We start from the raw sequence: 25,801 nt of genomic DNA, 5'->3' as shown, positions 1-25,801 counted from the left end.
TTCACCTATTTATTCCATCTTGCAGATAAACTGGTAAAACAAGCCTTCCACTGTCTCTTTGGTGCGCCCGGTGCGAAACCGTGCAAAGGTACTGTAGTTCCGCCACCGGCTCCCCCTGCAGCAGCCACATGAAATCCACGCGTTTCCGGCAGGCTTCCTCCAATTTGTGAGTCGAGTAGATGCCGCACATATACCCATATACCAGTACTTCAAAGAGAATCCGGGGTTCGGCTGCCGATTTTCTTCCTTGTGAAGAATAGGCGCAATACAGCTTCCTGTAATCCAGTTCCTCAAGCTGGGCGCTGGCAAGCCGTACCGGATCATCCTGAAGTATTGTGATTTCCATATTCATCGGAAACATCAGCTGTTGATATTTCCTCTCAAATCTGTTATGCTCTAAGAGCTTTTGATTTTGTTTCACAACTAAGGCAACACCGCACAATGGTATAAAAAATCCACGCCATCTGCCAAAGGCGGCAAACAGCGAGGAACTCTCCCAATTATATCTGCGAAGGCAAACGCAATCAGACTGACAGGCAGGGCCTGTCAGCCAGAATCAGATTCGCCAACGCAAACATCATATTCAGTTTGGCGGTCTGCTTTTGCAGACCTCGGTATCGCGTCTTTCGGTACCGTAACAGACCTTTCACAACGGCAAAAACATGTTCTACTTTGGCACGAACCGATGACTTTTCGTGCTCTCTGCGCTTGAGTTGGGCTTGCGACCTGTTGGAACCCTTTTTGATTTGCGATGGGCGACGATTGAACTTGTAACGGATACGCTTGCCAGCATTGTTCTTTATAATGGCATCCTCGCGCTTTTCCGCTCCCAAATATCCGCTGTCTCCGTATACAACGCTTTCCTCTCCGGTCAGCAGTTTGGAGGTCATGGCGACATCATGGACATTGGCGGCCGTTACCTCAACCGTGTGAACAAGCCCGCTATCCTTATCCACCCCAACATGTGCCTTGTAGCCAAAGTGCCACGCATTGCCCTTCTTCACCTGATGTGCATCCGGGTCTCGCTGCTTCTCCTGATTTTTCGTGGAGGACGGAGCGGCTATGATGGTGGAATCCACAATGGTACCCTTTTTCAGAAGCAGTCCCTTTTGTTGCAGCAAATTTGCCACCTGCGCAAACAACTGCTCCTGCAAACCGTTTTGTATGAGAATATTACGAAATCTTCCCAGCGTATCCCCGTCCGGCACCTGATTGCTTGATTCCACGCCGCAGAAATCCGAAAAGGCACGACTGTCGATCGTTTCAGCCACCGTTGCTTCGTCGGATAGATTATATAGGTTTTGCAGCAGATACAGCCGCAGCATCAGTTCCAAATCATAGGGCTTGTTTCCGTGCTCTCCTTTGTAGTAGCATGGCTTGATCATGGCCACCCATTTCCCCCATGGAACGATGCGCTCAATCTGCTCGAGAAATTCTTTTTTCTTCGTACGCACCTGTGCCAGTTCATCGCACAGAGCTGACATACTCATCTGCTTATCCATATACCTATTTTATCATATCTCGCTTCTTACTGCAGCTTTTTTTCTGTGCGGTGTTGCCTTAATTTCTTAATTGGAACTTTTGTAGATTTTTTTGCGTTCAAAACACAAAATTCTATCGTCTGTTTTTCAAATATTGAGTAGGCGTAATTCCGTTGTACTGGCGAAAAATACGGTTAAAATAGCTTGTCGTTCCAAATCCAAGACTCATGGCAACTTCTGTAACAGACAAGGTCCGTGCTTCTAAAAGCTCTTCCGCACGACGAATTTTATTCATATTACAGAAGTCTACATATGAGCGGCCGATGATTTTTTTAAAGGTGCGGCTAAAATACGAATAGCTCATACCTGCCAATTTTGCAGCTTCATTGAGTTCCAATCTCTCTTCCGGATACTTAATCAAATGGTTTAAAACGGTTTGTAGCTGTGCAACATCTGAAAAAATACACGCATTCTGCGTAATGGTTAAATATCCGTTTTCCAAAAGAAAAGTTAGCACTCCAAGGGTTAGATAATCCAGCTTCCATTCATATAGCGGACAATAATGAATACGTCGCTCCGCAGAGGACAACGGTGTTATAAAAGTTGGTGAAAGATCCACCAACTGCGCAAGAAGCGTTTCTAGAATGGAACACGCATCTACATTGATTAAGCAATGCTTGTAGAGCTTTCCGGTTGGTGCTAACAGAGAGCTCTGATGAAATGTGGAAGCACATTTATTTAGAAAATTATAGCCGAACTGCAAAATCATATTAGAACTTTTGCCGTTGCCACGATAACCGTGCATGCACAAAGGTGGCTTTACTAAAAGACAGTGTGCCTTTGTAGGTATACGTTCTCCATTTATGAAACTCTCACCATCTCCTTCTAACAGATACTCCAGTTCGAAAAAAGAATGGCAATGATTTGGAAAGCCAAACGATTCTTCCTGTATTCCATTTTGATAGACGCAGCAGCTTACATTGATTTCTGCCGGATTTTCCTCATTTTGGAATTTTTCTTGGTACAGCATATGGGCATCCACCTTCTGCTTGTGTTTTGCATTCTAATAGGATAAGTTTAACGGATTTTTTTGTTATGTGCAAGGCGGATTTTTCGAAAACGTTTCTAAAGACAAAATCGGACTACTTTCAGGAAAACTTATGCCTAGCAATCGGCTGTTATTTCTTCTATAATGCTAAGAATAATTCCAGTGTTTTACGCATTTACATCCTACAGAATGCGCCGCATGTTCTCGATTCTTTTATCAACACAATTGTGAGGAAGGTGTAGAATTGAAAAGAAATCCGATTATATACTCAGACTTTCCAGATCCGGATATTATCCGTGTGGAAAACACGTATTATATGGCCAGCACAACGATGCATTTTATGCCGGGATGTGATATTTTACGCTCGTATAATCTGACCGACTGGGAACTTATTGCCCATGCTTTCGAAAAATTGGAAGATACCCCCGGGCATTTACTGCAGGGAGAGAACAATGTTTATGGTCAGGGAATGTGGGCGCCTTCTTTACGCTATCATAAGGGAACTTATTACATTACATTTACGGCCAATGATACCCATGAAACCTATCTGCTGTCTTCAAAAGACCCGGAGGGGCCTTGGGAAAAACGGACGATTGCGGGCTTCTATTATGATAATGGCCTCTTCTTTGACGAAGATGACCGCGTATACATTGTTCATGGGCAGAAGGTGCTTCATTTAACAGAGATGGATGAAGGCTTGCACGGCCCAAAGGCAAACGGTCTGGACCGCGTGATTGCCGAAGATGAAGAGAATGCCAGCTTAGGCTTTGAGGGATCTCACCTTTACAAACGCGAAGGAAAGTATTACCTCTTCACCTGCCATGCAGAACATGGAAAAAAGAAGTCCCAGGTTTGTTTTGTATCAGACAGTTTAACGGGAACTTTTCGTGGCAAATGTATCATCGATGATGATATGGGCTTTCACAATTTGGGTGTTGCGCAAGGTGGTATGATTGATACGCCGCAGGGGAACTGGTACGCATTTATGTTTCAGGATCGGGGCGCAGTTGGCAGAGCACCCATGCTGATGCCCCTTCACTTCGAAAATGATTTTCCGGTTATTGGAGAGGACGGCCAGGTTCCAAGTGCAGTTGACGGAGTCAATACACGGTCAGAGTATTCGTATGCACCGCTGAACGGCGATGATGACTTTCGTTACGTTCCTGATGCAACGGGTCAAGTCCGCCTGAAGTTATTTTGGCAATTCAATCATACGCCGCATGCGGATTTGTGGTCTGTGACAGAGCGTCCCGGCGCGTTCCGTCTGCATTCCGGGAAAATTTGCAAAAACCTTGTACAGGCATATAACACGTTGACACAACGTACAGTTGGCCCTGTTTGTTCTGCCTCAGTGACGGTAGACGGTACAAATATGAAGGAAGGGGACTTCGCGGGCCTGTGTGCTTTTCAGGGATGCTACAGCGCATTGGCGCTTACGCGCACGGATAGCGGCTTTAAATTGATTTTGCAGGGAAAGCCGGCTAAAGACGAATCTATCTTCGGGGATTATGATTACACCCAGCCAGCCATAGAGTTTGCAAGTGTTTCTGTTGCGCAGCCGTCGGTTCGGCTGAAAGCTTGCTTTGACTTTACGGATAAGATAGATGAGGTAAGGTTCTTTTACTGGAGCAATGAGCACTGGGCACCATTGGGAACACCTCAAAAATTATATTTTAAAGTGGATCATTTTACCGGATGCCGCGCAGGACTGTTCCTTTTTTCCACAGAAGAAACTGGAGGCACCGCAGATTTTATTGATTTTCGCTTTGAAAAATCTTTGGAATTATAGAAATGAATCAAATTGCAGGAGTGATGAAACATGAGTAAAGAAAATCCATGGATTCTTTGTTATACACGTCAGCCACTGGAAGATATTTTGTACGCACCACGCCTTGCGTATTCTATGCACTTAGCGTACAGTGAAGACGGGGAGCATTTTTCCGCACTGAACCATAACTCTGGGGTGCTGTTTGCGAAAGCAACCGAAAATGCCGACCGCACGATGAATCCGAAAAGTCTGAAAAAGCCCTATTTGTTTCGTTTGTCGGACGGTAGCTATGGCATTGTTGCTGTTCGTGTGGAAGCAGACGGCGAACCGGATGCGGAAAGCCGCGGTGCAGTTCTGCTTTTTACAACGAAGGACTTTCTGCAGTACCGGGAAGTGGGACTGCTCCCGCTCACAGCGGATCAATTCGTAGAAACCGTGCAATGCTGTTATCTTGAAGATCAAAAAAGGTATCGTGTCCTTTGGCAGGATGCGCAAGGCTGGCACAGCAAGGAAACGGAAGATTTGTATGGACTGAATATGGCAGTACCATCGACAGCGGCGTCCGCCCCAGCGGAGGAACACGTTGCGCTTTCCAATACAGGTATTGAGGGAATCGTGCCCGGCAATGCTATGCCGGTTTCAGCAGAAGTTGCGGAGACGGTAAGGCTCCGCCTTTCCACACCGGAAAACATCCGTATTTCGGTTCCTGAAAAAGTAACGGCTTCTGATGAAGCTGCCCTTGCAAATACCAAAGTGACTGCTTTTTACAGCGACGGTACCACCGCACAAAAAAAGGTTGACTGGGACACCTCTGCTGTAGATTGGAGTACCTCCGGAGAATACCAGGTTTCCGGAACAGTTCATCAGGATCATTTTCCTTTCCCCTTTGCAACCAACCGTGCGGATCCATGCATTCGTGCGTGGAATGGCAACTACTATTTCATCGCTACAAATGATGCAGACAGCAACCATACGCTCTACATTCGAAAAGCACGCTCAATTCCCGAACTGGCGAACGCGGAAGAAACTCTTCTGCTGGATTCAGACACGTATGCATCTGTAAAAGGACTGCTTTGGGCGCCTGAATTCCATGTGATTCAAGGTGAGCTGTATATTTTCTTTGCCTGCACCACTGGTGAATTTTTCTGGGAAGAATCTCATGTAATGAAATTGCGGCAGGGAGGAGAGCCTGCTTGCCGTGAAGATTGGAGTATGCCTGAAAAAGTAGTGCGCAAGGATGGCTCTCCACTCTGCGAAGCCGGTAAAGTCATTTCTCTGGATATGACGGTTATTGAGGGGAGAGAGTATTATGTGGCGTGGTCAGAGCGCCAGTTTAAGCCAGTCGACATTGGCGCCTGGGTTTATCTTGCCAAGATTGATCCCCGCGAGCCCTGGAAGCTCATTAGCGATCCGATTCTCCTCACAAAGCCAGAGTATGGTTGGGAAAACAACCATACATTTGTAGACGAGGGACCGTTTGCACTGCAAACAGACCGACATCTCTTTTTGACGTTTTCAGCAGCTGCTGTAGATGCAACTTATACAGTAGGACTGCTGTCAGCAGAACCGGATGCGGATTTGTCGAATCCATCCAGCTGGACGAAAGGCAATTATCCCATCCTGACCAGTCGGAGCGTTCCGGGAGAGTTTGGGCCGGGACACAATGCTTATGTGACGGATGAAGACGGAGACATCTGGAACACCTATCACGCACGGCCCGGTGTTAAAGGAAGCAGAAGTTCCGGAATTCGCCGTGTTCATTTTGATGTAGCGGGTTATCCGATTTTGGATTTAACGGAAGAAAGGGACTTACAACCATCGCTGCGGCAGGTTTCGATGGTTGTAGAGGTTCTATAAGAAGGAAAGAGAGCCGTTGCGGTCTGTTTGCAGCAGAATATAAAGATGGAGGCAATTCATGTTCTATCAGAATCCCATTATTCGGGGCTTTTATCCTGACCCCAGTATTTGTAGAGTTGGCAACAAATATTACTTGGTGTGCAGTTCTTTTCAGTATTTCCCGGGTGTGCCTTTGTTTGAAAGTGAAGACCTGCTTAATTGGGAACAGATTGGCTACTGCCTTACAAGAACAAGCCAGCTGAATTTGCAGGATGAGCGAGCCTCCGGAGGAATTTACGCACCGACCCTCCGCTACTGCGACGGGCGCTTTTATATGGTAACGACCAACGTGCATACCGGCAATTTTTATGTGTGGACAGATGATATTTACGGGGAGTGGTCAGACCCGGTTTTTGTGGAGCAGGGTGGCATTGACCCATCCCTTTTCTTCGAGGACGGTAAGGCATACTTTATAAGTAACGGAAAAAGCGATGATGGAGTTACGGGAATTACGCAGTGCGAAATAGACATTGAAACCGGTAAAAAACTCACTCCCGGTCGAAACATTTGGTGCGGTACAGGCGGGCGCTTTTTAGAGGGTCCGCACCTGTATAAAATCGGGAAAGCCTATTACTTGATGGCAGCCGAAGGCGGTACTGAGTACGGTCATATGGTCGTGTATGCAAAAAGCGACTCCCCTTACGGTCCGTTTGAGGGATACTCGGCGAATCCGGTACTGACAAACCGGGATAAGGGCGGTTACCCTGTGCAGGGAGTAGGGCACGCTGATTTGGTACAGGACTTTAGCGGTAACTGGTGGTTGGTACATTTGGCTTTTCGGCAAATCGGCTATTTCGATATGTATCATCACTTAGGGCGCGAGGTGTTTCTTACGCCGGTGACCTTTGCAGATAACGGCTGGTTCACTGCCGGTGAAAACGGGACGGCTGTACGGAAGGTTGAAACCAATCGGATTTCGGACACGGTTGTGCAGAACCGAAAAGAAGTGTACACTTTTTCTAATACATCTTTTCAGAAAGATTGGTGCATGCTGCGCACACCTGCATCGGAAAACTATCAATTTACAGCAGAAGAGTTGCGGCTAACGGGTACTGCTGTAACATTGAGCGCTTGTGGCTCTCCAACATTTCTTGGACTGCGCCAGAAAGAAATGACCGCACAGATTTCCTGCGAGATTTCTGTTCCGAAAGGGGAAGCCGGAGTGACGCTGTATATGGATGAGAACCATCATTACGATCTTGCTGTACAGCAAACCGAAAGCGGCACACAACTGTTAAAGCGTGTTTGTGTCGGCGACATTCAATATATTCCGCTGACAGAGTCGCTGCCCAAAACAGCTGCTCCTGTGACTTTGCAAATCACAGCAAGCCCAAACAACTATACCTTTTGTGTGCAGATTGGTGAAAAGGCGTATTCTTTCGGTCAAAACCAGACCAAGTATCTTTCTACGGAAGTTGCCGGTGGCTTTACCGGTGTTATGATTGGCCTGTACGCCCAAGGAGAGCAGCAGTCTTGCGGCAAACCGGCAGTGTTCCGAAATTTTTCCTGTGTATATGAGAAACCGTGAAGTGATTTTCCGAGAACTTATATAATTAAGAGCAAGGAGAGATTTGAATGACTTCTTTTGTGATTTTAGGCGCAGGCGGGATTGCCAATAAATTTGCGGATGCTGTGGCGCTTTTGCCGGATGTGTCTGTAAAAGCGGTTGCCAGTAAGCACATTGAAAAGGCTGAACGCTTTGCGCAGAAACACGGCATTGCCGGTGCCTACTGTGATTATGAAGAGATGCTCAAACAGGAAAAACCGGATGCGGCTTATATTGCCACTACGGTTAATTTCCATCACGATTTGTTGCTGCTCTGTATCCGTTATGGGATTCCTGTGCTTTGTGAAAAAGCCATGGTGATGAACAGTGCTGAGGCAAAGGAAGTGTTTGCAGCAGCAAAATCAGCCAATGTTTATGTCATGGAGGCCATGTGGTCCCGATTCCTATGTCAATATAGAGGACTGATTGCGAAATTAAATGGAACCTGTAGGAATGCGGAATACCTTGCCGTAATACAAAGTCACAGTTACGCTGGCAATCTCGTTTTTAATCGTGTTATACGGCCGATTGAGATGTTTGGCTATTTAAATGTTAGAGGGGAATCTCGATATGTGCTTAAGTGATGTGGAGCGCGAGACCGGTTATACACGGCAGTATATCAACCGCGCCTTTCATGAAGAAATCGGTTTTTCTGTCATTCAGTTTGAAAAAATACTGCGTCTGCACAGTGCGATGCAGCGTCTTTCTGAGGTGCCAGTATCACAGCGGAAGAGTGCGGAGCTGCGTGTTGCACTGGAAATGGGATATAGTGACCAGTCACACTTTATTAAAGATTTTAAAAAATACACAGGAGCCACACCCTTGCAGTATTCCAACCAATTTTGCAATATGCAGAGTCTGTAGAATCCCTATTTTGCTATTTGACCGGCAGGTGCGCAGCGGGTAATTCCTTGTAAAGAAGCAGATAGAAATGATTGAAAAATTCCTTAAGTGGGTTTATAATTAAACCACACAAGGAGGAAAGATTATGAAAAACTTTCAAACAAAGCTGATTGCAGTGGCGATGGTTGCTGCAATGGCAGTATCAGGGATGAGCGTGCCTGCATTTGCAGCGGGAAATGACACCTCTTCCACAGGGTATTCCACAAGCACATCCAGCACCCAGCAAAATGGAACGGCAGTCATCACGACTTTCGGCGTTGATGGGGAAGCAAGTACCATTACGGTGGATTTAAGTGGAAAAGATGCGGAAAAAGAAGTGCAGGTTCCTTTGGAAGCAGTCTTCCCCGTGCAGGTAAACTCTTCTGCAGCAGTATCTTTCAACTGCGGAGACAAAGCGGTTGCCACAGCAGGGACAACGAAAGCGTTTTCTGCGGGAACGACCTTTTTCAACATCATGCCGTGGGGAAAAGTTGGGGATAAAACAGGCGTATATGCCAACGGCGTAAAGCTTTTTACTATGGTGACGGTCAAAGCCCCGTTTACCTGTGACACTTCCGACACAGTAAAGCTGAATCAGGCAAACGCAAAGCACCTGTTCCAGATTACGACAAATAGTACTGATACGGTTTCCGCAAACACCGCAAACGGCAAGGTGGTGACGGTGGACAGTGCCGCTTACAACAATACGCAGTACAAGACCAAGGACAACGGCGATGGCACAAAGACCGTTTACTTCTATGCCCGTGCACTGCAGAGTTCTTACTGGCCTACGGGTGTTTACGCGCAGATTAACGGTGGCACTTACCGCCTGTTTGTTTCTTCCTCGTCTACAGGCTCAACTACAGGGAACACCACGCCTTCTTCCTCCACGGTTCCCGCTGCAACAGGAACGGGTTCCTCCGCGTTTGTTTGTGACACTTCAGGAACAGTCGAGAAGTCCTGCTACGGTGCAGTGAGTGGAGCGCATAATAACTACACTTATAAAGTAACGGCAGATAAAGATGCGATTGTCACTTCCAGTGTGGACGACAGCAAGGTTGCTTCTGTCAGCAAAACCAAAGAGGAAGTCAAAAACGGCAAGCGAAATGTGTATTTCAAAGTCGTTGCAAAACCGTATACAGGGGATCTGTATCATTACACGGAAACGCAGAACAAGAAGGATGCGCTGGGTAAAAAAAGTGTAACAGGACAAAATGCGGACGGCTATCAGGAAACAAGCGTCATGGTAAAGGTTAATAACGAGGATGCCAAAAAGGTCTTTACTTTTGCAACAACTGTGAATCCAGACTTAACGCTGCCTTGTTATGATGAATATAAATGGCTTCCTACCTGCGGAGCATTTTTAGATGGCCGCTGCACGGAAAAGTACGGAGATGCAATTGGGGCTAAGGTTTCCCAAATTACGACCTGTCTCAATCCAGACACGCTTCTCCGTACCGCAAAGTATTTGGGGTTGAAAGTGGGAGATACGCCGAAGAGTGATTCTATCCAAATCTCGTATATAAAAGGTTCGTCTCGTCCGGAAGATGGTCACGGAAGTTTAATTGAACATATCAACAGTAACACAACCGTGGCTCTTTCTGAAGGGTCTACGTTTTATGATCCAAACCAGACTTTATCGTTAGCTTATCTGACAGGGTTTACGTCGACGGATTTCGGGGGAATGGAAAAACGCTCGGATGGAATATATGTAAATATAAAGACAGGAGAAATCCATCAAGGGGGGATGCATACAGAAGCCTATTCCTATGATGATGTAATCTTAAAATATGTATATTTGAAATAAGGACATTTTTTAAATTTGACGGGAAGCAGTTGTTTTTAACTGCTTCCTTTTTTTGTATCTATTTGAGATCTTCCAAGCTGAAATATTCGTCTTTTTTTAGAATCCCATTTTTTTTTATAATGAAGGAAGTCAGAAAGCTGTTCAAATTATTTTCCTGCAATTCTGAAAGGAGAACTCTTTTTTTATGAAGAAAATACGTTCTAAAAAAGTAGTTGCTTTTCTGATGGCGGTAATGATGGGTGTTTCTTCTTTTGGAACGCTCCCCGTTTTCGCTTCCTCAGGAAGTTCAACCACTCTCCAATATCGATTGTAGTCTTACAATCCGTTGAAGCTGTGGGATATGTTGTGGAAGCAGACAGTTCGGTTTATCCGTGTGATTTTTATATGCTGGACCAGTACCGCCTGGGCAACCTGAATCAGGACGGTTACCCCGCGCTTGACCGGAAGCGGGCAGAAATCGGTTTTGTGGAACAGTCGGTGGCATTGCCGGAGGAATGCAAAACCTGTCCGTATGTTTTCCTGTGCCGGAACGGCTGCCGCAGGTGCCGGGATGCCCAGGGGAAAAATATTTTTTGTGAAAGCCACCAGCGGTTTTTCGCCTATGCGCAGGGAAGAATGAAAAGCGTGGCCGAAGCTTGCCGGAATGCGAGTACGATTGGAAACAGATGAAGCAAATAGAAGGCAGGCACAGCGGTGCGGGCGGGAGCATTTACAAAGATTCCCGTCCGCACTTTGATGTTTAACGGCTTTAAGCTGAATTAAGATTTCTCTGCCTGCACACCAAATTGATTTTGCAGGAGGAAGGAAACAACCGCTTTGGAAAGATGCTTGTCTTTGTGGCGGATCAGATAAAAATACCGTTCGAAGCGGATGCCCCGGATGGGAATTTGAATCAGCCGCTTCTGCTGCAGGCTTTGTTCTACCAGACCGAAAGGCAGCACGGAGAATCCAATTCCAGCTTCCACCGCGCTGATAATAGCCCCGGTGCTGATGCTTTCCCACTCTGGCGTTACGGTAATTCCCTGTGTCAGCAGGGTGCTGTCAAAGAGTTCCCGGGTGCCGCTGCCCCTTTCCCGCAGAAGAAACGGAATTTCCGTCAAATCCTCCGGGCGCAGTTCCGTACGGTTTGCCCAGGCACTGTTTGCCCCGCAGACCGGCACGAGCAAATCTTTCCGAAGCTTTTCGCAGAGAATGTTTTCGGAATGCACGGTTCCTTCAATCATAGCAAAGTCCAGTTCATTTGCAAGAATCTTTTTTTCAATCTGAGAGGAATTGTCGATGGTGACAAAGACCCGCACGTTCGGATACGCGGCTCGGAACTTTTTGACATACCCCGGCATCAGGCGTGTTCCGATGGTGATGCTGGAACCGATACGGAGGGATTCGAGTGCGCACCAGCTTTTCAGGTCGGATTCCGCCTCACCGAACAGAGAAATGATTTTGTGCGCATATCCCAGCAGCTTTGCTCCTTCATCGGTAAGGTATAACTTATGAGCAATCCGGTCAAACAGCTGCACACCGTAATACTGTTCCAGCTCCTTGATGCACAGGCTCACGGCAGGCTGTGTAATATGCAGTGCCGCAGCGGCCTTGGTTATACTGCCGCAGCGACAGACCGCGGCAAAAACTTTCATGTGACGAAATGTCGTAGAATCATCCTCTTTTCAGCGGAAGTAATTGAATTTAAAATAATAAAATATTATGTTCAATATAATATTATATTATTTTACTTATGGCAATTCAAGTGCTACAATAAAATTGGAAACAAAAAGGTTCTTTCAGCAGAATCTATTTTGAGCTGCGGAGCAGGCAGTGCTTGTTCCTGCGGCTCGACCGGAAACGCCGGAAGCAAACTAGGAAAATGCGATATGGAGGAAGAAATATGGAACCTGAAATGAAAGCGACGAACGAGTATCGTTCCATGGCTGTGGATGCGGTCATGAAGGCGCTGAAAGGCAATACCGGCGGGCTTTCTGAGGCAGAGGCAGCAGAGCGGCTGCGAAAATTTGGGCCAAATGAAATTCAGGAAGCGAAAAAAAATCCCGTTTTACAGTTTTTAAAGCGGTATTGGGGCCCCATGCCGTGGCTTCTTGAGTTTGCCATGGCGCTGACCATCTTTGTGCGGCATTACACGGAGGCGATTTTAATCTTTGTGTTGCTGACTGTGAACGCTGTGATTGGATTTGTGCAGTCGCGCAATTCGCAGAAAGCGGTAGCATTGCTGAAAAAGCAGCTGCAAATCAAAACAAAAGTTCTACGGAACGGGCAGTGGGTGTTAAGAGATGCCAAGGATCTGGTTCCGGGGGATCTTTTAAATTTGCGGCTCGGGGATCTTGTCCCTGCCGACGTGTATGTGCTGGAGGGGGAGGTGTCCGTTGACGCATCCGCGCTGACCGGGGAATCCCTGCCGCAGGATGTTTCTCCAGCGGGCGTGGTTTACTCCGGCTCCATCATCAAGCGCGGAGAAACCAAAGCGATGGTGGTCAACACGGCACGCAACACCTATTTTGGAAAAACCGTTTCCCTAGTGCAGATTGCAAAGCCGACTTCCAAGCAGCAGAAAATCATGTTTAGCATTGTCAAGTACATGATGTACCTGGGAGTTGCCGCTTCTGCGGTGGTCACCTGCTATGCTTTGGTCATTCATAAAGATCTTATGTCGATTTTGTCCTTAATCATTGTTTTCCTCATGGGGGCCATTCCGGTTGCGCTGCCCGCCGTTATGACGATTGTGCAGGCGGTCGGCGCGCTGAACCTTTCCAAAAGAGGCGTGTTGGTTACGCGGCTGGATTCTTTGGAGGACGCGGCGTCCATTGATACATTTTGCTTTGATAAAACAGGAACAATCACGCAGAATGAGCTTTCGGTAACAGATTGCGCGGCGTTCGGTTCCTTCCATAAAGACGAAGCAATCCGGTTTGCGGCGCTCGCCTCCAAGGCGGAGGAAATGGACGCGATTGATACGGCAATTTTGCACTACGCTCAAACCGAAAAAGTGGACGCGGAGCAGTGCCGGCAGCTTTCTTATCTTCCTTTCAGCCCGGCGAACAAACGGACGGAAGCAACGGCGGAAATCGGCGGCGTAAAATTTCGGATTTTCAAGGGTGCGCCGCAGATCATTTTGAAGCTCTGTGCCGGAATTGAGCCGCAAATGAAAAAAGCGGTGAATGACGCGGTCGATGCATACTCCACCAGAGGGTACCGTACCATCGCGGTGGCGGTTCGGCAGGGAGAAGAGGACGGGGCGGCTTGTAAGTTTGTCGGCCTTCTGGCGCTTTCTGATCCACCGCGGGAGGACTCCGGGGAAATGATTCGGGAGATTCAGAAACTGGGGATTCGCACGCTGATGTTGACGGGAGATAACCAGGCGATTGCGCGGGAGATTGCCGGCCAGGTGGGAATCGGAACGCGGATTCACAGCGCCAAGGAATTGGATGGGCTGAGCCACGATGAGCAGGTGAAGCTAATCGACAACTGCGACGGATTTGCCGAGGTTTACCCAGAGGATAAATTCAAGATTGTTCAGCTTCTGCAAACGGAAGGCCACATGGTGGGCATGACCGGAGACGGCGTAAACGATTCACCAGCCCTGAAACAAGCGGAATTGGGAACGGCAGTCAGCGCGGCGACCGATGTGGCGAAAGCTTCCGCCAGCGTTGTTCTGACAAAACCGGGCCTTAGCGAAATCATTAATACCATTGATGTAAGCAGACAGACTTATCAGCGTATGCTGACATGGGTCATCAATAAAATCACCAAAGTGGTTGAGGTTGTTGTGCTGTTTACGGCCGGATTCTTTTGGATGCACAATATGCTGATTTCTTTACTTGGTATGTCCCTGCTGGTGTTTGCAAACGACTTTGTTACCATGACGATTGCTTCGGACAATGTTCGGTCAACACGCACGCCTAACTCGTGGAAAATGAAGAGCATTATTTCTGCGTCCCTGTGCCTGGGCGTTCTGTTTGCTTTGGAGGATTTGTTGGTTGCCTACATCGGCGTTTCTTACTTCCACCTGAACTATGAAATGCTTTGCACGCTTGTCATGCTCAGCCTAGTCTTTAATACACAGTTCCGCATTTTGATTGTACGGGAACGCCAGCACTTTTGGTCATCCGTACCGAGCGGAAAGCTTCTTGGAATCAGCCTTTTGGCGATTGTGGCGTTTGCCCTGCTTGGCGTACTGGGCGATTTGGTGCCGGCGCTGGCATGGCAGCAGGTTGCGATTCTGCTTGGAATCGGCGTGTGCTTTATGGTTCTCGTTGATTTTGTCAAATACGGCCTGTTCCGTCTTTTCCATGTGTAATCCTGTAATCCCTGCCGGGAAAAAGCGCTGTCTTCTTCGGGCTTGGGCAGTGCCCTTACAAATATGAAATGAAAACGAATCCGGAAAATTAGGGCAACACCGCACAATGGCGTGGATTTTTTATACCATTGTACGGTGTTGCCTTTATTCTCTGCTGCGAATATCGTTTCAGCGTGCAATCCGTTTCCGCGTAGATTTCTTGTTGAACTTTTTGGAAGGAGGGTCATTCTGGTTAATCAATTATGTTTTTTTCAGTGCAGGGAACCATTTGCTGTCAGCTAATGCATCTTCGAGTTCATACAATATGACCCTCGTCTACTACTTTCAAATATTTATAGGTTTGTTTTACGGTGCTTTCATTGATAATATAACCGACCTGAAATACTATGTTTCGCGGGGAGATTTAGACTGGATGCTTCTGAAACCCGTGGATTCCCAATTCTATATTTCTTTTCGCTTTATCAGCTTCGGGCACATTGTGAGCGGGCTTGTTGCAGTTCCCGTTTTGCTTCGTGCCGTACAACAAGCGGGCGGTGCTTTGTCGTGTACGAATCTGCTCATCGGCGGCATCTATTTGCTGCTCTCATTATGTAACGCACACTCCGTCTTAACGATTGTTACGAGCCTTGCCATCGCGTTAACTGCATCTGGAAACGTGTCCGGCGTTGTAATGCCGATGATTGATCTGGCGAAGTATCCACGCCAGATGTATCCCCGAAAGGCATTTGCGCTTTTGACAGCCATCGTGCCGGTTATCGGAACCTGCAATTTGGGGAACGCCGCTTTGATGGGGAAGTGGGACCGGGGAACGCTGGCTTCCAGCACGCTCATTGCAGTATTCCTGCTTTTTGCAACCCATTTTGTCTTTCATAAATTATGCATCTATTATAAAAGCAGTGGAAGCTGAAAATAGAAATACGAAGTATGTCGGATGAAGACGGGCAAGAAGAGAATCCAAAAGGGCAAGATGTTTGTAATAAACCGGCACACCTCCGATGAACTTGCTGCCCTTTCGCTGTATGCGTTTTAAGCGAAGCATGAATATTTAATCATAAAGCTATCAAATAGTGCCCCTAAAATTGGGAAACAGGCAACCTGATACAAGCTTTAAATTCCCAAGTATTTTATTACGATGAAGTGACCGATTTGCTATTGCAGCTTTAAGTTTAGTAAAATATTTCGTTGACATAGTAAAATATTTCCCTTAAAATAAAGGAAAGAAGTGTTGAGGAGGTTCCTATGGCAACGATTAAAGAAATTGCCGCTCAAGCCGGCGTTTCGGCTGCTACGGTGTCACGTGTGCTAAATTATGATGAAAAAATATCTGTGAGCGAAGAAACAAAAGCATTGATCTTTCAAACGGCAGAGCAGTTGGGCTATAAGAAAAAAGTGGTGCATCCTAAAATTGACCGGGTTGTTCTGCTGAACTGGGTGGCAGAGAAAGAGGAACTGGAGGATGTGTATTACCAGACGATTTACGCGGAACTACTCAAACAAGCTCAAAAGATTAATATTCATCTTACTGTTTTAAATAAGCGGGACGGTCTGTCTGCCATGGACAAAAACGCCAGAGCGTTTCTTGCTGTCGGCTGGTTTTCCAGAAAAGAGTTGGATCAACTGTACGGCTTATGCAAACGGGGTGTCTTTATCGACTCTTCTCCGGATGAAAAATTGTTTGACGCGGTTCGTCCGAATCTGGATTCTTTTGTGACGCAGATTGTGGATTACTTCGTTGCGCAGGGGCATTTGCACATTGGATATGTAGGGGGAACAGACCGGGACATCAATAACGGGAAAGCAGTCATGGATGTAAGGGAATGGTCATTCCGTCAGAGTATGCTTTATTATAAGCGGCTCAATGAAGCGAACATCTGGACTACCGCGCACATTTCTGTGGAAGAGGGCTATCAACTGGGGTGCAAAATTGTAAACAGCAAAGAAATGCCTTCTGCCCTTGTCATTGGCAGTGATACCCTTGCTGTTGGTGTCCTTCAGGCGCTCAATGAATCCAATGTGAAGATACCGGAGCAGGTTTCGGTATTCAGCATGAATGATGTTAGTGTGGCAAAATACATGTCTCCTCCGCTGACTTCTTTTCATATTGATATACCGACCATCTGCCAGTCCGCACTGGACTTGCTGCAGGAAAGGATGATCCGGCACCGCAGTGTTACAAAGACTGTTTTTATCAATGGTACACCGGTTTTTCGAAAAAGCACAAAGTAAACGGACAAAACACAACAAGGGATTGCTGTAAAACGAAAGTTTTGCGGCAGTCCCTTTGTCAATTTCCCACAAAAACAAATTCGACATGTTGACAATTATGCTAAAATCATAAAAATATGTTGACATCCTCTGGCGAAGATGCTATATTGATTGCATAAATATTTTACCATAAAATTAATAAAATATTTACTGAAACAAATTAAGAAGAATCGTGAGGAGTTAGGGTTTGAATTTGATGAAAGGCATGGATGTTTCCCTGGCAAAAGAGCTGGAGCGGGCGGGCGCCGAGTATGGCATTGGCGGGGAGAAAATGGATCTTTTCCAGCTGCTGCACCGATGCGGGTGCAATTTGATCCGCCTGCGCTTGTGGGTGAACCCCTACAGCGAAACAGGCGAATCCTACGGAGGAGGTGAAAATGACTTGGCGACCACTCTGGAGTTGGCCCGCCGTGCAAAAAGAAATGGGATGCCGTTTATGCTGGACTTTCACTACAGCGACTTTTGGGCAGATCCCGCAAAGCAAATTAAACCGAAAGCGTGGCGAAACCTTTCCGGAGGTGCGTTGATTCGTCAGGTTTATCAGTATACAAAAAGTGTCATGCTGTCCTTTCGGGACGTTGATTTGCTTCCGCAGTATGTGCAGATTGGAAATGAGATTACTAATGGCTTGCTCTGGCCGGACGGGAGTACCGAGCATCCGGCGGGAATGGCTGAATTGTTGGATGCCGGAACACGTGCGGTTCGAGAGGTCGATCCGGATGCAAAGATTGTTTTTCATCTGGACTTCGGAACAGACAATCAGCTGTACCGCAAATGGTTCAGCAGCATTGCGCCGTACGGACTGGATTTTGATGTTATCGGAATGTCATACTACCCGCATTGGAACGGCAGTCTGGAAAAGCTGTTAGAAAACATGAATGACATCAGCAGCAGACTAGGGAAAGACGTGCTGGTTGCAGAAACATCAATCGGTTATACAACGGATTCCCTGGGCTGCAAAGGAATCGTTTTTTCGCAGGAACAGGCGCAGGCAACCGGCTATCCGGCAACCGAGGCAGGGCAGGAGCAGTTTTTACAGGATTTGTTTCAAACGGTACGGCGTGTGCAAGACGGGCGCGGATTGGGTGTGATCTATTGGGAGCCTGCGTGGCTTCCGATTCCCAGGTGTACATGGACCAGCCCTGCTGGTCAGTTATATCTGCAGGATTCTGTAGAGGCTGGAAATGCAAATGCGAATCAGGCGTTGTTTCAGGCAAACGGCAATGCCAATTTGGCACTGCTGCATCTCAAAAATATGTAACGGTGATTTGTAAAAGGAGGAGTTCGTATGAAAAAGGCACTGAGTATGATTTTGACATTGGCAATGGCAGCAGCAACTCTGACAGGCTGTTCGGGCGGCGCCGGCAGTACGGCCGGCAGTGCGGCAACTTCAAAAAAGCTGACCATCTGGACAAACATGAAAGTGGAAACGCCGGCGCTGCAGAAGTTGGGAAACGAGTGGGGAAAAAAGAACGGGTATCAGGTAAAGGTCGTTCATCAGTCCCCAACGATTCAGCAGTTTGCGCAGGCGGCGAAGAGCGCGGACGGTCCGGATGCCGTGGTCGGGATTCCTAATGACCAGCTTGCGGATTATATAAATGCCAAGCTTGCCATGGAAGTTCCGAAAGATACTTACAAGAATCAGGACTTTTCAGAAGCGGCGGTTCAGTCCTGCTACGCAGAGGGAAAACGCTATGCGACACCAATTGCTGTGGAAACCGTGGCATTGTTTTATAACACAGACCTTGTGTCAAAAGCACCGGCAACTTGGGAAGACCTTGTGAAAACAGCGCAGGGAAAAGGCGGGGTTCAATTTGACGCGACCAGCATTTATTATGACCTTGGCTTCTTGAGAGCCTGCGGCGGCTACATTTTCCAATATAAAGACGGGGCTTATAATGTTCAGGATATTGGCCTGAACAACGATGGGGCTGTGAAAGCCTATACGTTTATCAATTCGCTGTGCAAGACTTATAAATATGTTTCAAAGGATGTAACCGCCGATATTGCACGCAGCAATTTTCAAAATGGGAAAACGGCATTTTACATTGGCGGACCGTGGGATATTGATGGCTTTCAATCGGCGGGCACTCATTTCAAAGTGGTCGAAATGCCGACATTTAACGGGCAGCCGTTCGTTACCCCAGTAGGTACGCAGGTTGGGTTTGTCAGCAGCCAATCCAAAAATCAGCAGGCGGCATGGGACTTTATATCTTATGTTACAAATGACGGAGCCGAAGCGCTGTATCAGGCAGGCTCCAGAATCCCGGCTAAATTAGCAGAGCAGAAAAAGGATACGATTAACAAGAAAGAGTCCACACGTGCGTTTATTGCACAGATCAACCATGGAGAACCGATGCCGACCGTGTCTGAAATGGGAAAGCTTTGGGACATTCATACCAATAATATTCGCTCCATGTGGGCAGGCGAATTGACACCGGAAGAGGCGGCTGACAACATTGTGAAGCAACTGAAAGAAGCAGATCAGTTAATGGATGCCGCGAAGTGAGGCAGTTATGAAACAAAAAGACAACAAAAGGGCCGGCCCCTTTTTACTTCCGGCACTGATTTCTATTTTCCTTGTAACAGTCATTCCGATTCTATACACAATTTTCATTTCCTTTACAAATTACAATATGTATCACCTTGAGCAGTTTTCGCTCGTAGGATTTGCAAATTATCGGGAGGTCTGCACCGGAAGTATACAAAAGGTCTTTTTCCCGGTTTTAGGCTGGTCTGTGTGCTTTGCTGCATTCAGCACCTTTGGGGCTTATTTTATGGGAATGCTTCTCGCAGTACTTCTGAATAATCCGCATATGAAGGAATCGAAAATTTACAGGTCCATTTTAATTGTTCCGTGGGCGCTACCAGCAACAATTGCAATTTTAGCTTGGCAGGGGTTGCTGAATGAAAGATACGGCGGAATTAACAGTTTGCTGCATCTGTTTGGAATTACGCAGAACATACCTTGGATGACTGATCCGTTTTGGGCACGATTCGCGATCATTATCGTAAATATCTGGCTTGGCTTTCCCTATATGATGAATGTGTGTCTTGGCGGACTGCAGGCGGTTTCCAAAGATTATTACGAAGCTGCGGAAATGGATGGTGCAACAAAATTACAGCGCTTTCGATTCATCACGTTTCCGTTGGTAACACAGTTGTCGATTCCCTTGGTCATTTCTTCTTTTGCTGCAAATTTCAATAACTTCGGGAATATTTATATGATTACGCAGGGCGGACCTGCAAGAGTGGATAATCAATTCGCAGGGTACACGGATATTTTGGCCAGTACGGCATATAAGATGACAACGTGGTCAAACCGGTATGAACTTTCAGCAACATTCAGCGTCCTGTGCTTTTTGATCATTGGTACCTTTACGCTTCTCTGGATGCACGCATCCGGCTCTTTTCGGGAGGTGGATTAGGCATGAAGAATCATTTGTATCACAAAAAACTGACACGTGCTGAGTTGCGAACCCTGTGGGTCAGCAGAGTCATTATATGGGTTATCATTCTTTTGGTGCTTTTTCCGGTGGCATGGATTGTGATGTCCTCTTTTTCAGAGGGAGACAGTTTCTTTTTGTCCTCTTTGTTTCCCAAACGGCTCAGTACACAGCATTATGCTGATTTGTTGCAAAAAACAGATTTCCTGCTGTGGGTTTGCAATTCACTGAAACTGTGTATCATTGTTGCGGTGATTCAGCTTGCACTGACATCGCTTGCTGCATATGCTTTTTCAAGGATGCGTTTCACAGGCCGAAGGTACGGGCTAATGACCCTGTTGGTTCTGCAGGTTTTTCCCAATACGATGGCTGTTGCAGGGTACTACATCTTGATTTACAAATTCAGTTTGGTAGATAGCGCGGTTGCGTTGATTTTTGTGCTGGCAGGCGGAAGTGCTTTTAATATCTGGCTTTTAAAATCCTACATAGACAGCATACCGCTTGAACTGGACGAAGCAGCTAAAATCGATGGCGCGGGAGAATTCGTGGTGTTTTCAAGGATTATACTGCCTTTGGCCTCTCCGCAGTTAGTAGTCATTTTTCTGTTCTCTTTTATTGCCACCTACAGTGAATATGTCATTACCTCTATCTTCCTGCAAACGCCGGGTAAAATGACGTTGGCGCTTGGTTTACAGTCGTTTATCACGAACCAATTTGCTGCGCACTGGACTTTGTTCTCAGCTGCCGCAGTCCTTTCTTCCATTCCGATTATGATTGTTTTTATGGCACTACAAAAGTATATTCAAAACGGTTTAATTGCAGGAGGTGTGAAAGGTTGAAAAAATTTCATTTTTTAGAAGTATAGGAAAGAAGAGTTTGGCTGTTTTCCTTTGCGTGGAGATGCTTTTGGCACAAGTTCCGTTCTTGACAGGCGTTCATGCGGCGGCGTATAGGGAGGATACGTTTATACGTGGTGTGGATGTTTCTACTTTAGATATGCTGGAGAAACTAGGCGCGAAGTATTACAGTCAAGGCAGACAGGATGATGCACTGAAAATTTTGCATGACAATGGTGCAAACTATGTAAGACTGAAACTTTAGGTAGATCCTTACGATGTCAATCGTCAACCATACGGCGGTGGCAATAACGATTTCGCTACAACGCTTCGGTTGGCAAAACGGGCAAAGGCGCTTGGAATGAATATTCTCTTGGACTTTCATTACAGTGATTTTTGGGCAGATCCGGCAAATCAAATAAAGCCGAAAGCATGGAAAAGTCTGTCTTATGATGCATTGAAGCAGCAGTTGTATGGCTATACCAAAGATACGCTGGATCAGTTTGCGGGGCAGGGCATCTATCCTTCCATGGTTCAAGTGGGAAATGAAATTTCATCCGGTATTCTGCACGATGATGGGAAAGTTGGGAACGGGCAAAGTTTTAACAAACTGGCAGATTTATTGGAGAGTGCTGTCCGCGGCGTACGGATGTCAAAAGACAAAACAGCTAAGATTGTTTTGCATCTTGATCAGGGAGGAAAAAACGGTCTTTACAAGTGGTATTTTGACAACCTATTAAAAGTAAAACCGAAGCTGGACTTTGATGTGATAGGCTTGTCTTACTATCCGATGTGGCACGGCAGCATGGAAGGTCTTCAGTACAATCTCAATAGTTTGGCAAAAACCTATCAAAAAGAGGTTTGTGTAGTGGAAACTGCGTATGCATGGACCACACAGGATGGTGATGGCGCAGGCAACGTATTTATCGCGGGAGATGAGAAAGTCGGTGGCTACGCACCAACAGTGCAGGGGCAAACACAGTTTATCAATGATCTTAAATCCATTATTTATCATGTGCCGAATCACAAAGGAATTGGTTTTTTCTACTGGGAGCCGGAGTGGATTCCTGTAAAGGGCGGCACGTATGCAACAGACGCCGGTGTGAAGTATAAGCAGGACACTGTAAATCCGAGTAATACTTGGGATAACATGACATTGTTTGATTTTAAGGGGCGTGCCTTGAGTTCCATGGCAGTGCTTCGTCGTCCGTCTGAAAATTACATTCAAAATGATGGATTCGAAACAGACCTTGCTTCCTCACAAGCGGATTGGCAGATTTGGACAGCTGATCATCAGGCAGGAACCGTTCGTACGGAGTATGGAAATGCATATGAAGGGCAGTATAAAGCGACTTTTTGGGCTAAAAAAAGTTACGGTGCCTCCCTTTATAAAACATTTACCAACCTTCCCAATGGGACTTATCAATTTAGTATTGAGGCAATGTCTAATGGAAAGCAAAAGGCGCTGTACTTATATGCCAAAAATTATGGAAAGGCTGAAATTAGAAAGCCAATCGGTGTCAGTGACATCAACTGGAATCGGTTTGTCCTGCAGAATATTGAGGTAACCAATCATCAGTGCGAAATTGGAATTTATACAGATGCCAATGCTGGAGATTGGTGCAACCTTGACTCGGCATCTTTCAGAAAGATTGCATAAAATCCAGACACGACAGGAATACGCATTGCTGGATGTGCAGGCGGCTGCGATGGCGGCAAAGCGAAGTAGCAGCGTGGAGAAGTTTGACATCGTACAGGATTATTTGCGGATGTAAGATTCGGGTTATCCGCCAAAAGGGAAGTGGCATCGGGCAATGAAGCGGATACGTGCTGGCTGAACCGGTATTTTATCCAAACAGCGCAGGGTAAGGTTTCGAGGTTTAGAGAATCGCAGTCATGAAACGGATGTCTGCATCCCTTGCTGAAATTCCTGCTTGACCTGCAACAGAAGGGCCGGTTCTTCCGTGAGCCGCGCAATCGCCAAGGCAAATGCTTCTGCCGTTTGCAGCAGCTTCCTGTGGGCTTCTTCTGTGTTTACAACCTGCAAAAACGCTTCTTCGTGTGGGGCTGCTACGCCGCTGCCCACGCCGATATGTCCGTAGAAAACCGGTACACAGGAACTAACACTGCCAATATCCGTGGAACCGGTCAACTCAGGCTCTTGTACAAAATCTGTAATGCCGCATTCTTTGAGGCTTTGCTCCATCAGCCCACAAAGTGTCCGGTTCACCGTAAGGGAATCAAAGCTGTTTTCGAACTTGCTGATTTCCAGCCTGGCTCCGGTCATCAGCGCCGCCCCGCGCGCGCAGTTTTTAACCCGTTCCGAAACGTCATCCAGCGCGGTGCGGCTTTTTGCGCGCGCGTAAAACTTGCACGCGGCATAACTGGGAATGATGTTTGGTGCCTCGCCGCCAGACGAAAGAATGCCGTGAACCCGTACATCCGGGCGCAGCTGCTGGCGCAGTGCATTGATTCCCGCAAACGTGAGGTTCGCGGCGTCCAGCGCATTGATGCCCAGGTAAGGGGTCGCCGCTGCATGACTTGCTTTCCCAAAAAACGCGAACTGCCAGGAGTCAATTGCAAGTGCGGAAACGTGCAGGTTAGTTTGTCTGCCCAGATGCATCTGCAGCACCGCATCTATGTCTTGAAAGGCGCCAGCACGCAGCAAGTCAATTTTCCTGCCGATGGTTTCTTCTGCAGGCGTGCCAAGTACCACCACGGTGCCCTGCATTTGTGGGCAGGCTTTAGCAAGCAGCAGGGCACCGCCGAGCGCGGATGCCGCAATCCAGTTATGCCCGCAGGCGTGCGCCGGTTTATTTTCGGCGCCGTAGCCAGGCAGAGCGTCATACTCCGCAAGCAGTGCAATCCGGCTGCCGCCTGTGCCGCCGAACTCAGCCCGAAACGCGGTTTTTAGACCACAGTAAGGAGCCTGTACCTGAAAGCCTTCCTTTCGCAGCAGGGCAGTTAAAAACGCCGCGCTTTGATATTCTGTATCGCCCAGTTCCGGGTGATTGAAAAGATAGTTGCTGATTCCGGTGATTTCCTGCTTCATCTGCTGTGCGGCTTCTGCAATTCGCTGCTTCATCGGTGTTTCCCTCCGTTAAAATTCTCAGAAAAGTCCGCAGCACCAAAAAGTCCCGCTTTTCGGGACTTCTGGTGCCGCGGACTTTTTGTGCTGCTGTTTTTGTAAATCAGGTCGCGGGCTGGTGGTCAACTGCCCACTGCATGGTTTTTGCTTGGTCGGTTGTGCTGATGCTTTTCAACGCCGTGTTGATTTTGCCCTGCAGCTCCGTATTGTTCAGCGCGAGAGCAGCACAAACGTGGGTCTGCTCTTCGTCTACCTGAAAGCCGTTTCCGTCTGCAAACTCAATCATTTTGAGGTTCGAATATGCCTTGACGGCGGCCATGCCGGTTGGCTTGTCACAGGAAAGCACTTCGCTTTTGCCGGAGGTCAGGGAAACCAACATTGTCGGTACATCCGTCAGCGCCGGCTGCACATTTCCACCGGGAATCTGCGAAAGCAAATCATACCATGCTGTGCTCTGCTGCGAGGTACAAGCCGCTCCCTTTAAGTCGCTGAGGCTTTTGGCATTGGCGAACTTTCCGTCTTTTCTGACCAAAACGACAAAGCTGGAAGTGTAATACGGGTCACTGAAAAGCAGTGTCTTTTTGCGCTCGGCTGTTACGGTCATTCCGCAAATACCTGCGTCTACTTTGCCAGAGGTAATCGCCGTTGGAATCGCGGTCCACTCGGTCTTGTAAACCTGCAGCTCGCACCCCATGCTGTCTGCAATCTTCTTTGCAATCTGGATGTCGTAACCGTTGCAGTAGGTATTGGAATCCTGAATCGGAACCGCACCGTTGGAGTTGTCTGTCTGTGTCCAGTTGTAGGGGGCGTACGCACATTCCAGCGCAATCTTAAAAGTTTTCTTTGCCGTCGACTGTGCAGGGGCAGCTGCCGAACCGCCCGCAGACTGACTGCTGCCGGAAGAGCAGCCAGTGAAAAGGACTGCTGCGGTAACTGCCGCCAGCGCCCCTGCCATTATGCGTTTTGCAAATACGTGTATGTTCGTTTTCATCTCTCACTACCTCTTTTTCTGTTAAATTTGCGGGGCTGGTACAGATGGCTTCGTGAATTTGGCTTTGATTATAGGGCAGTTCCTTTTTTCTGTCAAGACGATTATGAAATTTCGTTCAATAATAATTTCATTTATGAGAGACGCTTTACTTTTCATGCCTTTCAATTTATCTGACAAGGATTTGTATACCAAGGTAAATTTATACAAGCGACGAAAAACACACATTTGGCTTAAATTGCGATACTTCCTAGGATGTCAGCTGGATGCTTGTCTGCAAAAAGATTGTTTTTCTGTGCGGAAGCGGCGGGATTTAGATAAAAAGGTATTTACGCAAAAATGGTTAATTCTATAAACTCAATGCACGGATTTGAATAATTTATTTATTAAACTTGCAATTTGCTTGCAATTGCAGCTCCTTTGTTTCATAATATAGGGCATTCC

The 25,801-nt window shown here is 47.1% G+C and carries 21 protein-coding genes and 1 pseudogene; 16 read left to right on the top strand and 6 right to left on the bottom strand.

Translation table 11 applies throughout. From position 1 onward, the window contains the following. Nucleotide 1: 1 nt before the first annotated feature. From PXC00_RS11220 to PXC00_RS11210, 3 genes are all read right to left on the bottom strand, one after another. Nucleotides 2–421: a transposase gene (locus PXC00_RS11220; RefSeq protein ID WP_316934968.1), complete on the bottom strand. Its 420-nt coding sequence runs from the start codon at nt 419–421 to the stop codon at nt 2–4. A 103-nt stretch (nt 422–524) separates the two neighbouring features. Next, on the bottom strand, nt 525–1,490 hold the full coding sequence (locus tag PXC00_RS11215; RefSeq protein WP_316935204.1) for an IS5 family transposase: 966 nt from the start codon (nt 1,488–1,490) through the stop codon (nt 525–527). Between the two features lie 124 nt (nt 1,491–1,614). Beyond that, nucleotides 1,615–2,511, bottom strand: coding sequence for an AraC family transcriptional regulator (locus tag PXC00_RS11210; protein WP_275845189.1), 897 nt, complete (start codon nt 2,509–2,511; stop codon nt 1,615–1,617). 262 nt (nt 2,512–2,773) lie between these two features. Here PXC00_RS11210 and PXC00_RS11205 point away from each other — a divergent pair, with 262 nt between their 5' ends. The 7 genes from PXC00_RS11205 (at nt 2,774) to PXC00_RS11175 (ending at nt 11,097) form a co-directional block, all read left to right on the top strand. Further along, entirely contained in the window at nt 2,774–4,318 is a 1,545-nt protein-coding gene (locus tag PXC00_RS11205; RefSeq protein ID WP_275845188.1) for a glycoside hydrolase family 43 protein, read from the top strand. A 30-nt stretch (nt 4,319–4,348) separates the two neighbouring features. Beyond that, a complete protein-coding gene (locus PXC00_RS11200) occupies nt 4,349–6,154 on the top strand; it encodes a family 43 glycosylhydrolase (protein WP_275845187.1) in 1,806 nt (601 codons plus the stop codon). Nucleotides 6,155–6,212: 58 nt separating this feature from the next. Further along, nucleotides 6,213–7,721, top strand: a complete 1,509-nt coding sequence (locus PXC00_RS11195; protein ID WP_275845186.1) for a glycoside hydrolase family 43 protein — start codon at nt 6,213–6,215, stop codon at nt 7,719–7,721. Nucleotides 7,722–7,768: 47 nt separating this feature from the next. Next, nucleotides 7,769–8,323, top strand: coding sequence for a Gfo/Idh/MocA family protein (locus PXC00_RS11190; RefSeq protein WP_275845185.1), 555 nt, complete (start codon nt 7,769–7,771; stop codon nt 8,321–8,323). Further along, nucleotides 8,310–8,603, top strand: coding sequence for a helix-turn-helix domain-containing protein (locus PXC00_RS11185; RefSeq protein ID WP_275845184.1), 294 nt, complete (start codon nt 8,310–8,312; stop codon nt 8,601–8,603). The genes PXC00_RS11190 and PXC00_RS11185 overlap by 14 nt, the downstream gene beginning before the upstream one ends. A gap of 124 nt (nt 8,604–8,727) precedes the next feature. After that, nucleotides 8,728–10,428, top strand: coding sequence for a hypothetical protein (locus tag PXC00_RS11180; protein WP_275845183.1), 1,701 nt, complete (start codon nt 8,728–8,730; stop codon nt 10,426–10,428). A 345-nt stretch (nt 10,429–10,773) separates the two neighbouring features. Continuing rightward, complete coding sequence (locus tag PXC00_RS11175) at nt 10,774–11,097, top strand: SPASM domain-containing protein (RefSeq protein WP_275845182.1); 324 nt, start codon at nt 10,774–10,776, stop codon at nt 11,095–11,097. An 89-nt stretch (nt 11,098–11,186) separates the two neighbouring features. Here PXC00_RS11175 and PXC00_RS11170 read toward each other — a convergent pair whose 3' ends face one another. Next, nucleotides 11,187–12,062: a LysR family transcriptional regulator gene (locus PXC00_RS11170; RefSeq protein ID WP_275845181.1), complete on the bottom strand. Its 876-nt coding sequence runs from the start codon at nt 12,060–12,062 to the stop codon at nt 11,187–11,189. A gap of 248 nt (nt 12,063–12,310) precedes the next feature. Here PXC00_RS11170 and PXC00_RS11165 point away from each other — a divergent pair, with 248 nt between their 5' ends. The 9 genes and pseudogenes from PXC00_RS11165 (at nt 12,311) to PXC00_RS11125 (ending at nt 23,056) form a co-directional block, all read left to right on the top strand. Then, a complete protein-coding gene (locus PXC00_RS11165) occupies nt 12,311–14,734 on the top strand; it encodes a plasma-membrane proton-efflux P-type ATPase (RefSeq protein ID WP_275845180.1) in 2,424 nt (807 codons plus the stop codon). Nucleotides 14,735–14,840: 106 nt separating this feature from the next. Continuing rightward, complete coding sequence (locus PXC00_RS11160) at nt 14,841–15,641, top strand: ABC-2 family transporter protein (protein WP_316934966.1); 801 nt, start codon at nt 14,841–14,843, stop codon at nt 15,639–15,641. A 332-nt stretch (nt 15,642–15,973) separates the two neighbouring features. Next, complete coding sequence (locus tag PXC00_RS11155) at nt 15,974–16,960, top strand: LacI family DNA-binding transcriptional regulator (protein ID WP_275845179.1); 987 nt, start codon at nt 15,974–15,976, stop codon at nt 16,958–16,960. A 235-nt stretch (nt 16,961–17,195) separates the two neighbouring features. Continuing rightward, complete coding sequence (locus PXC00_RS11150) at nt 17,196–18,260, top strand: glycoside hydrolase family 53 protein (protein WP_275845199.1); 1,065 nt, start codon at nt 17,196–17,198, stop codon at nt 18,258–18,260. Nucleotides 18,261–18,287: 27 nt separating this feature from the next. Continuing rightward, nucleotides 18,288–19,508, top strand: a complete 1,221-nt coding sequence (locus PXC00_RS11145) for a sugar ABC transporter substrate-binding protein (protein ID WP_275845178.1) — start codon at nt 18,288–18,290, stop codon at nt 19,506–19,508. 7 nt (nt 19,509–19,515) lie between these two features. After that, on the top strand, nt 19,516–20,427 hold the full coding sequence (locus PXC00_RS11140; protein WP_316934965.1) for a carbohydrate ABC transporter permease: 912 nt from the start codon (nt 19,516–19,518) through the stop codon (nt 20,425–20,427). 2 nt (nt 20,428–20,429) lie between these two features. Then, nucleotides 20,430–21,284 (top strand): sugar ABC transporter permease, encoded by an 855-nt coding sequence (locus PXC00_RS11135; protein ID WP_275845176.1) that lies wholly within the window; start codon nt 20,430–20,432, stop codon nt 21,282–21,284. A gap of 61 nt (nt 21,285–21,345) precedes the next feature. Beyond that, nucleotides 21,346–22,941, top strand: a pseudogene (locus PXC00_RS11130) (glycoside hydrolase family 53 protein). Beyond that, on the top strand, nt 22,934–23,056 hold the full coding sequence (locus PXC00_RS11125) for a hypothetical protein (protein ID WP_275845175.1): 123 nt from the start codon (nt 22,934–22,936) through the stop codon (nt 23,054–23,056). Before PXC00_RS11130 ends, PXC00_RS11125 begins: the two are co-directional and overlap by 8 nt. Nucleotides 23,057–23,175: 119 nt before the next feature. Here PXC00_RS11125 and PXC00_RS11120 read toward each other — a convergent pair whose 3' ends face one another. Both PXC00_RS11120 and PXC00_RS11115 read right to left on the bottom strand, forming a co-directional pair. Next, nucleotides 23,176–24,366, bottom strand: a complete 1,191-nt coding sequence (locus PXC00_RS11120) for a M20 family metallopeptidase (RefSeq protein WP_275845174.1) — start codon at nt 24,364–24,366, stop codon at nt 23,176–23,178. A gap of 106 nt (nt 24,367–24,472) precedes the next feature. Further along, nucleotides 24,473–25,360 (bottom strand): transporter substrate-binding domain-containing protein, encoded by an 888-nt coding sequence (locus PXC00_RS11115; RefSeq protein WP_275845173.1) that lies wholly within the window; start codon nt 25,358–25,360, stop codon nt 24,473–24,475. Nucleotides 25,361–25,801: the final 441 nt, after the last annotated feature.

This window comes from Caproicibacterium argilliputei, assembly GCF_029211325.2.
GTDB lineage: Bacteria > Bacillota > Clostridia > Oscillospirales > Acutalibacteraceae > Caproicibacterium > Caproicibacterium argilliputei.
The sequence above is the reverse complement of the archived record's forward strand: the minus strand, read 5'-3'. Positions and strand labels throughout refer to the sequence as shown.

Excerpts from the sequence above, each read along its gene's own strand:
- PXC00_RS11165 (WP_275845180.1), top strand. The coding sequence starts at position 12,311 with ATGGAACCTGAAATGAAAGCGACGAACGAGTATCGTTCCATGGCTGTG.
- PXC00_RS11155 (WP_275845179.1), top strand. The coding sequence starts at position 15,974 with ATGGCAACGATTAAAGAAATTGCCGCTCAAGCCGGCGTTTCGGCTGCT.
- PXC00_RS11215 (WP_316935204.1), bottom strand. The coding sequence starts at position 1,490 with ATGAGTATGTCAGCTCTGTGCGATGAACTGGCACAGGTGCGTACGAAG.
- PXC00_RS11145 (WP_275845178.1), top strand. The coding sequence starts at position 18,288 with ATGAAAAAGGCACTGAGTATGATTTTGACATTGGCAATGGCAGCAGCA.
- PXC00_RS11200 (WP_275845187.1), top strand. The coding sequence starts at position 4,349 with ATGAGTAAAGAAAATCCATGGATTCTTTGTTATACACGTCAGCCACTG.
- PXC00_RS11115 (WP_275845173.1), bottom strand. The coding sequence starts at position 25,360 with ATGAAAACGAACATACACGTATTTGCAAAACGCATAATGGCAGGGGCG.
- PXC00_RS11195 (WP_275845186.1), top strand. The coding sequence starts at position 6,213 with ATGTTCTATCAGAATCCCATTATTCGGGGCTTTTATCCTGACCCCAGT.
- PXC00_RS11190 (WP_275845185.1), top strand. The coding sequence starts at position 7,769 with ATGACTTCTTTTGTGATTTTAGGCGCAGGCGGGATTGCCAATAAATTT.
- PXC00_RS11180 (WP_275845183.1), top strand. The coding sequence starts at position 8,728 with ATGAAAAACTTTCAAACAAAGCTGATTGCAGTGGCGATGGTTGCTGCA.
- PXC00_RS11140 (WP_316934965.1), top strand. The coding sequence starts at position 19,516 with ATGAAACAAAAAGACAACAAAAGGGCCGGCCCCTTTTTACTTCCGGCA.
- PXC00_RS11185 (WP_275845184.1), top strand. The coding sequence starts at position 8,310 with ATGTGCTTAAGTGATGTGGAGCGCGAGACCGGTTATACACGGCAGTAT.
- PXC00_RS11120 (WP_275845174.1), bottom strand. The coding sequence starts at position 24,366 with ATGAAGCAGCGAATTGCAGAAGCCGCACAGCAGATGAAGCAGGAAATC.
- PXC00_RS11160 (WP_316934966.1), top strand. The coding sequence starts at position 14,841 with ATGGCGTGGATTTTTTATACCATTGTACGGTGTTGCCTTTATTCTCTG.
- PXC00_RS11170 (WP_275845181.1), bottom strand. The coding sequence starts at position 12,062 with ATGAAAGTTTTTGCCGCGGTCTGTCGCTGCGGCAGTATAACCAAGGCC.
- PXC00_RS11135 (WP_275845176.1), top strand. The coding sequence starts at position 20,430 with ATGAAGAATCATTTGTATCACAAAAAACTGACACGTGCTGAGTTGCGA.
- PXC00_RS11150 (WP_275845199.1), top strand. The coding sequence starts at position 17,196 with ATGAAAGGCATGGATGTTTCCCTGGCAAAAGAGCTGGAGCGGGCGGGC.
- PXC00_RS11210 (WP_275845189.1), bottom strand. The coding sequence starts at position 2,511 with ATGCTGTACCAAGAAAAATTCCAAAATGAGGAAAATCCGGCAGAAATC.